Annotated in this window: 1 protein-coding gene; it reads right to left on the bottom strand. The window is 74.2% G+C overall.

All coding sequences use genetic code 11. The features are described 5' to 3' along the window. On the bottom strand, positions 1–8,855 hold an 8,855-nt coding region (locus tag EAO76_RS44305; protein WP_187438433.1), incomplete at its 3' end, for a non-ribosomal peptide synthetase/type I polyketide synthase. Positions 8,856–8,938 lie beyond the last annotated feature (83 nt).

The raw sequence follows: 8,938 nt of genomic DNA, 5'->3' as shown, positions 1-8,938 counted from the left end.
GCGGGGGCGGGCAGGGCGCGGGCCCAGTCGACGGCGTGGCCGTGGACGTGGAGGGCGGCCAGGGTCCGCAGGAACTCCTCGCGGTCGCCCCGGTCCCGGCGCAGGGTGCCGGTCACAATGGCCCGGTCGCTGCCCTCGGTCAGCGGCATGGCGAGCACGGGGTGCGGGCTGACCTCGATGAACACGTCGTGTCCCATGTCCAGCAGCGTCTGCTGGGCCCGGTCGAGGCGGACGGGTTCGCGGAGGTTGCGGGACCAGTACGCGGCGTCGAGCTCCGTGCCGTCCAGGAGCGTCCCGGTGACGGTCGAGCAGAACGGTATCCGCCCGGCCCTCGGCGCGAGGTCCGCCAGCTCCGCCTCCAGTGCGGGCAGCAGGGCGTCCATGTGGTGGCTGTGCGAGGCGACGGGTGCCTCCAGCCGGCCGCAGACGATGTCCTCGTCGTCGAGGGCGAACAGCAGGTCCTCGATCGCCTCGGCCTCGCCGGAGAGTGCCACGGAGCGCGGGGTGTTGACGGCGGCGACGGAGATCCGGCCGCCGTACGGGGCGATCCATTCGCGGACCCGGGCCAGCGGCAGTTCCACGACCGCCATCGCGCCGATTCCCGCCACGCCCTGCAGGGCCCGGCTGCGCACGGCCATGATCCGGGCGCCCTCCGCCAGGGTCAGGGCGCCCGCGACCACCGCCGCGGCGACCTCGCCCTGCGAGTGGCCCACGACCGCGGCCGGTTCCACGCCCAGTTCCCGCCAGGCCGCGGCGAGCGCCACGTACACGGTGAACATCACCGGCTGGATCACGTCCAGCCGTTCGGCCGGCGGTACGGAGCCGGGGCGGCCCAGCAGCGCGTCGGTCACCGACCAGCCGGTCAGGGGTGCCAGCACCGCGTCGCACTCCGCCACCGTGCGGGCGAACGCCGGGGACTGGTCGAGCAGCGCCCGGCCCATGCCCTCCCACTGCGAGCCCTGGCCGGGGAAGACGAACACGGTCCGGCCCGTGGGGCGGGCCACCGCGCCGACCAGGTCCGGGTGCGAGCGTCCCCGGGCCAGCGCGGTCAGGCCCTCCACCAGTTGCTCCGTGCTCGCGCCGGTGACGGCCGCCCGGTGCGCGAAGTGGGTGCGGCGCCCTGCGGCGGTCGCGGCGACGACCGCGGGCGGGGCCCCGTGCCCGTCGGACAGCCACTGCGCCCAGCGGGCCGCCTGCTCGCGCAGCGCGGTCTCGTCGCGGGCGGACAGCACCACCGGCACCGCGCCGTCCGCGGCCGTGGCCGGGTCCGGTTCGGGGCGTGCCGGGGCCTGTTCGAGGACGACGTGGGCGTTGGTGCCGCCGATGCCGAAGGAGGAGACGCCCGCGCGGCGGGGTCCGTCCTCGTGCCAGGGGCGGGTCTCGGTGTTGACGTGGAACAGATTGGGGTCCATCCCCATCTCGGGGTTGGGGTGTTCGAAGTTGAGGCTGGGGACGAGTTCGCCGTGGTGGACGGTGAGCGCGGCCTTGATCATCCCGGCGATGCCCGCGGTGGCGTCGGCGTGCCCGATGTTGGTCTTCACGGAGCCGATCGCGCACGGCTCCTCGCGGTCGGCCGAACCGAAGACCTGCTGCAGCGCCTGCACCTCGATCGGGTCGCCGAGCCGGGTGCCGGTGCCGTGCGCCTCGATGTAGCCGACCGTGGCCGGATCGACGCCCGCGGCGGCCTGGGCCTCGGCGATGACGTACGCCTGGCCCGCGACGCTCGGCGCGGTGAAACCGGCCTTGGCGGAGCCGTCGTTGTTGACCGCGCTGCCGCGCAGGACGGCGTACACGGTGTCCCCGGCCTCGATCGCGTCGGACAGCCGGCGCAGCACGAGGATTCCCGCGCCGCTGCCGAAGACGGTGCCGGCGCCCTTCTCGTCGAAGGCGCGGCACTTGCCGTCCGGGGAGACGACCAGTCCCTCCTGGTGCACGAAGCCGCGCTTGAGCGGGATGGTCAGTGACGAGGCGCCGACGAGCGCGACGTCGGACTCGCCGCGCAGCAGACTCTCGCGGGCCAGGTGTGCGGCGACCAGCCCCGTCGAACAGGCCGTCTGCACGGTCAGTGCCGGGCCGCGCAGGTCGAGCTTGTGCGCGACGCGGGTCGCCAGGTAGTCGCTCTTGTTGCCGATCATCGAGCGGTAGAAGGACGAGAGGTCGCCCGCGGTCTCCTGCGGGTATCCGCCGAATCCGGTGCCGCCGAAGACGGCGACCTTGCCGTCGAAGGTCCCCGGGACGATGCCCGCGTGCTCGACGGCCTGCCAGGCGGTCTCCAGGAACAGCCGGTGCTGCGGGTCCATGACCTCGGCCTCGGCGGGCGAGTAGTCGAAGAACGCGGCGTCGAAGAGGTCCGGGTCGTCCACGAGGCCCCTGGCGCGTACGTAGTCGGGGTCGGCCAGTTCGTCGTCGGTGGCGCCCGCCGCGCGCAGTTCGTCGTCGGTGAAGCAGGAGATGGACTCGACGCCCTCGCGGAGGTTGTTCCAGAAGGTGTCGATGTCGGGGGCGCCGGGCAGCTTGCAGGCCATGCCGACGATCGCCACCGCGTCGTCGCCGTCGCGTTCGCGGCGGGCGGCCGACTCCTGGCGGACCAGGGTGGCGTGCGAGCCGTCGCGCAGGAACGCGGCGAGCAGGCGCACGGTCGGGTAGCGGAAGAGCACGGACAGCGGGAACTCCCGGCCCAGCCCGGCGCACATGATCTTGTGGGCGCGCAGGGCGGTCATGGAGTTGGCGCCGAGCTCGAAGATGCCCTTGTCGGGGTCGATGTGCGGGGTGTTCAGGACCTCGGCCCACGCCCCGACGATCAGTGCCTCGACCTCGTCCCCGCCGATCGGGCCGGTGTCGGGGGTTGTGGTGCGGGGGGTGTCGAGTTCCCGCAGGGCGTTGCGGTCGATCTTCTTGTTGGGGGTGTGGGGCAGTTCGTCGAGCGGGACGAGCCGGTCGGGGACCATGTAGACCGGCAGCCGTCCGGCGAGGGCCGTGCGCAGCTCTTCCGGGTCCGCCGCCCGGTCCCGGGCGGTGGTGAGGTACAGGAACAGCCTCGGGTCGCCCGGCACGTCCTCGCGGACCACCGCCGCCGCCTGCGCCACCCCGGGCAGCTCGGCCGCGACCGCCTCGATCTCCCCCAGCTCGATCCGGTGACCGCGCAACTTGACCTGCGCGTCCGCGCGGCCGCAGAACTCCAGCGACCCGTCCGCCCGGTAGCGGACCACGTCGCCGGTGCGGTACATGCGCCCGCCGGGCGCGAAGGGGTCCTCGACGAAGCGCTCGGCGGTCAGCTCCGGGCGGTCCAGGTACCCGCGGGCCACGCCCAGGCCACCGATGAACAGCTCGCCCCGGGCCCCCCGCGGCACCCGCCGCAGCCCCTCGTCCAGCACGTACAGCCGGTTGTTCAGCAGCGGCTCGCCCAGGGAGACCTCGCCGGCCACCGCGTTCCAGGCGGCGGACCAGACAGTGGTCTCGGTGGGCCCGTACATGTTCATCAGCCCGTCCGGGCACAGCCTCAGCAGCTTGCGCGCCAGACCCCGGTCCAGGGCCTCACCGCCCACCAGCATCCGGTCCAGACCCCGCACCAGCGCCCGCCCGTCCGCGTCCGCCAGCAGCATCCGGGCCAGCGACGGCGTGCACTGCAGATGCGTCGGCGCATACGGCAGACACTCCGCCCACCCCGCCGGACCACCCCGCGCCACCACCACCCGGTAACCACGCGTCAACGTCCACAACAACTCCAGCGTCGAGATGTCGAACGACAGACTCGTCACCGCCAGCCACGTATCACCCGCACCACCCCCCACCCGCACATCCATCGCCGCACAGAAATTCGCGAACTGCCCGTGCTCCAGCTGCACACCCTTCGGCAGCCCCGTCGAACCCGACGTGTAGATCACATACGCCAGATCCGACAACCCCGGCAGCACCACATCCGACGGCACCGACGCCCCGGGGTCCGGGGCCGGCATCGCGTCCGCCAGCAGCACCTGGATCCGGTCGTCCGCGACCTCGCCCGCACCGTCCCGCGTCGAGATCACCACCGTCAGCCCGCTGTCGCCGATGACGTGCTCCAGGCGGGCCCTCGGGTACTCCGGGTCCAGCGGCACGTACGCGCCACCGGCCATCCAGACCGCCAGCACCGCCACCACCAGATCCGCCGAACGCGGCAGATGGACCCCCACCAGGCTCTCCGTGCCCACTCCCACCGACCGCAGGTGGCCGGCCATGGTCCGGGCCCGCACCAGCAGTTCCCGGTACGGGACCTCCGTGCCGTCGCAGACCAGCGCGACCGCGTCGGGGGCGAGGCGGGCCCGCTCGACGATCCGGCCCAGTGCCGAGGCGCCCGTCACCGAGTCCGCCGACCGGCCGCCGCGCTCCTCCAGCCAGGCCAGCTCGGCCCCGCCGACCACGTCCAGTTCGCCCACGCGCCGGTCCGGGTCGGCCGCCACCGAGGCGAGGAGCGTCAGGAAGCCCTCCGCCATCCGCTGTGCCGAGGCCCGGTCCACCGTTCCGGGCAGGAACTCCAGTTCGCCCCGCATTCCCCCGCCGAACGGTGCGAGGGTGAGGCCGAGCTCCGACTTGGCCACGCCGCGCGGTCCGCCGCCGACCGCGGCGTCGTCCGACGGGATCCAGGCGTCGTCGCCCTCGCCCAGGGCGGGCAGGGAGCTGCCGCGGTAGTTGAAGACGGCCCGGAAGAGCGGGTTCTCCTCGCCCGTGCGCTCGCCGCCCGCGACCCGCACGATCTCGGTCAGCGGTACGTCCTGGCGTTCCAGCAGTCCCATCACCCGCGCGGCGGTCGCCGCGAGCACCTCGGTGAACGCCGGGTCGCCGGTCAGGTCGCAGCGCAGCGGCAGCGTGTTGACGAGGAAGCCCAGCACCCCCTCCGCGCCGGGGAGCTGGCGGTTGGCCCAGACGGTGCCGAGGCCGAAGTCGTACGTGCCGGTGGTCCGCGCCAAAAGTGCCGCGAAGGCGCTCGCGTACACGGTGTACGGCGTGACGGACTGCCGGGCGGCGAGGGCCTCCAGCGCGGTGTGCAGCTCCGCCGGGAGGGTGAAGCCGATCGTGCCGCCCTCGTCGCCGTCCTCGACGGTGACCGGTGCGAGCTCCAGCCGGCCCATGCCGTCGAGTTCCGTCCCGAAGTACCGCAGGCCGTCCTCGAAGCGCCCCTCGGCGATGGCCGCCTGCTCCCAGGCCGCGTAGTCGCCGAGGTGGAATGCGACCTCGGGGGCCTCGGACCCGTCGCCCCCGGCCAGGGCCCGGCAGGTGTCGAAGAGTTCACGGGTGAGCAGGGTCAGCGACCAGCCGTCGACGACGGCGTGGTGCAGGGTCAGGCAGAGCAGCTGTCCGTCCGGCGTGTCCAGCAGCAAACAGCGCAGCAGGCTCCCGCCGCTCAGGTCGAACGGTGCCCGCTCCTCGCGGCGGATCCGCTCGTCGATCTCCTGCGCACCGGCCCCGGACAGGTCCTCGTGGGCGAACGACGGCGTGTGGTCGTCCCGCACCGCCTGGACGAGCCGGTCGTCCCGGGTCTCCAGCCCGGTGCGCAGCGCCTCGTGCCGGTCCGTCACCCGGCGCAGGGCGCGGGCGAGGACATCGGGGTCGATCCGGCGGGCGACGCGCAGCACGAGCGGGGTGTTGTACTGCGGGGTGCCCGGGTTCATCCGCTCCAGGAACCACAGCCGTCGCTGGCCCTCGGTCGGCGGGTGCTCGTCGCGCCGCGCGGAGCGCGTGAGCGGGGTCCCGGCGGCTTCGTCGCCGAGGTCGCCGATGCTGTCCAGCACGTGGGCGGCGACGGCCTCGGGCGTCGGGTGCTTGAAGGCCATGTTGGTGGGCAGGACCGCGCCGGTCAGTTCGGTGAGCCGGTTGCGGAGCTGGAGCGCCATGATCGAGTCGAGGCCGAGCTCCTGGAGCCGTTTGCCGACCGGTACGGGTTCGGCGGCGCCGAGCACGGCCGCCGCCTCCCGCTGCACGGTCCGCGTCAGTTCGTCCAGGCGCGCGGCCCCGTCGAGGGCGGCGAGCCGGGTGCGCAGGGTGGCGGGGCCGGTGGTGGACGCGGTGCCGTCGTCGGCCGGTCCGGTGGTGCGGGCCCCGGTCGTGCCGGGGGCGGCCGGCCGGAGACCGGGCACGTCCGTCCAGTAGGCGCGGCGCTGGAAGGCGTAGGTGGGGAGGTCCACGACGCGTGCGTTGGGGCCGCTGCCCAGGGCCCGGGGCCAGTCGACCTCGAAGCCCTGGGTGTGCAGGGCGCCCAGGGAGCGCAGCACCTGGTCGGTCCCGCCGTGGTCGCGGCGCAGGGTGCCGGCCACCGCGCCCTGTGCCGCGGCCGTCGCGCCGGTGAGCGCCATGCCCAGCACCGGGTGCGGGGAGATCTCGACGAAGACGTCGAAGCCGTCCGCGACCAGCGCGTCCAGGGCCCGGTCCATGCGGACCGTCTCGCGGGCGTTGCGGCACCAGTAGCCGCCGTCCAGGGCGGTGCCCTCCAGCACTCCGCCGGTCACCGTGGAGTAGAACGGCACCCGCCAGCCGTCCGGCCGCAGGTCCGCCAGCCGTTCGGTGAGCCAGGGCAGCATCGGGTCGATGTGGGCGCTGTGCCCGGCGGTGTCCGAGGCGATGCGGCGGCTGAAGACGTCCGTGTCCGCCAGTTCGGCCAGCAGTCGTTCCACCGCGTCCACGTCGCCGGAGACCACCGCGGACGAGGCGGTGTTGACCACCGCGATCGACAGGGCCGGCCCGTACGGGGCGATCAGCGCCTCCACGTCGGCGACCGGCAGTTCCACCAGGGCCATCGCGCCCCGGCCGCTGCACTCGCGCAGCTGGCCCTGCGAGCGCAGCGCGGTGAGCCGTGCGCCGTCCGCGAGGGACAGGGCCCCGGCCACCACCGCCGCGGGCACCTCGCCCTGGCTGGAGCCGACCACCGCGGCCGGTTCCACGCCCAGGGAGCGCCACACCGCCACGAGGCCGATCATCACCGTGAACAGGGCCGGCTGGAGCACGTCGATCCGCTCCAGCGTCAGCGAGGGGTCGGCCTCGCCGCGCAGCACCTCCAGGACCGACCAGCCGGTCCACGGTTCCAGGGCGGCGTCGCACTCCTGCGCCGCGGTGCGGAACGCCTCGTTCTGCTCCAGCAGTTCACGGCCCATGCCGGCCCACTGCGAGCCCTGTCCGGGGAAGACGAACACGGCCTTGCCGCGCTCGCGTGCCGTGCCGGTGACGATGCCGGGGTGGGGCAGGCTCCCGGCCAGTGCCCGCAGTGCCTCGGCGGCCTCGGCCGGTCCGGCGGCCGACACGGACGCGCGGGCCTCCAGCTGTGCGCGGTGCGAGGCGGCGGTGCGCACGATGTCGTGCCAGTCGGTGTCATGGCCGTGCTCCTCCAGCCAGTCGGCCCACCGGGCGGCCTGGCCGCGCAGGGCCTGCTGGTCGTGTCCGGACAGCAGCAGCGGGTGCGCCGGGGCGTCGACGGCACCGTCGCCCCGCGGTCCGTCCTGGTCCGGCGGTTCCGGCGCGGGGGCCTCTTCGATGATCAGGTGGGCGTTGGTGCCGCTGATGCCGAACGACGAGACACCGGCCCGCCGGACGCGTTCGCCGCGCTGCCAGGGCCGTGCCTCCCGGGCCAGGGCGAGTCCGCTGTTCTCCCAGTCGATGTGCGGGCTGGGTTCGTCGACGTGCAGGGTCATGGGCAGGGTCTCGTGCTGGAGCGCCAGCACCATCTTCATCACGCCGGCGACACCGGCGGCGGCCTGGGTGTGCCCGATGTTCGACTTGGACGAGCCGAGCCGGACGGGCCGGCGGGGGTCGCGTCCCGGGCCGAAGACCTCGGCCAGGGCACCGGCCTCGATCGGGTCGCCGAGCGGGGTTCCGGTGCCGTGCGCGTCGATGGCGTCGATGTCCGCCGGGTCCAGCCGGGCCGCGGTGAGCGCGTCGCGGATGACGCGCTGCTGGGCGGGCCCGTTGGGGGCGGTGAGGCCCTGGCTGCGGCCGTCCTGGTTGACGGCGGAGCCCCGGACGACGGCCAGGACGCGGTCGCCGTCGCGCCGGGCGGCGGAGAGCCGCTTGAGCACGAGCATGCCGACGCCCTCGGACCAGATCGCCCCGTCGGCGCGGGCGGAGAAGCTCTTGCAGCGCCCGTCGGGGGCCATCGCGCCGAGCCTGCTGGACTCGACGAACATGGCGGGGGAGCTCATGACGGTGACGCCGCCGGCCAGGGCGAGGTCGCACTCGCCGGAGCGCAGGGCGCCGAGCGCGGAGTGGATGGCGACGAGGGACGAGGAGCAGGCGGTGTCGATGGTCAGGGCCGGGCCCTGGAGTCCGAGCGCGTAGCTGATCCGGCCGGAGACGACGCTGCCGGAGATGCCGGTGCCCTGGTAGCCGTCGAGGGCTTCGAGGGGGGCGTGCCCGGTCTCGTAGTCCGCCCGCATGGCGCCCAGGTACACGCCGGTGCGGCTGCCGCCGAGGGTGTCCGGGCGGATGCCGGCGCGTTCCAGCGCCTCCCAGGAGGTCTCCAGCACGAGCCGCTGCTGCGGGTCCATCGAGACGGCCTCGCGGGGCGAGATCCCGAAGAAGTCGGCGTCGAAGAGGTCCAGGTCGTCGAGGAAGCCGCCCTGGTCGGCGTAGCTCTTGCCGGTGGCGCCGGGGTCGGGGTCGTAGAGTTCCAGACCGTCCCAGCGGGCGGGCAGCGGGCCGATGGCGTCGCGGCCCTCGGCGAGGAGCCGCCAGTACTCCTCCGGTGTGGTCACTCCGCCGGGCAGTCGGCAGGCCATCGCGACGATCGCCACGGGCTCGTGCCGCTGGTTCTCCAACTCGGCGTTGCGCTGCTGAAGTTGCAGGACAGCGGCCATGGCTCGCCGAAGCCGGTCCTCGTTCGCCTGGGCGTTCATCTCCGCCATCCGTCTCGTCGCTCCGGTGAATGTGGTGCGGGGGTGGGACCGTCGTCCGGGCCCCGTCGCGCTCGGCGGGGTCC

It is taken from the genome of Streptomyces sp. sk2.1, from assembly GCF_008120935.1.
In the GTDB taxonomy this organism is placed as follows: Bacteria; Actinomycetota; Actinomycetes; order Streptomycetales; family Streptomycetaceae; genus Streptomyces.
The sequence above is the reverse complement of the archived record's forward strand: the minus strand, read 5'-3'. Positions and strand labels throughout refer to the sequence as shown.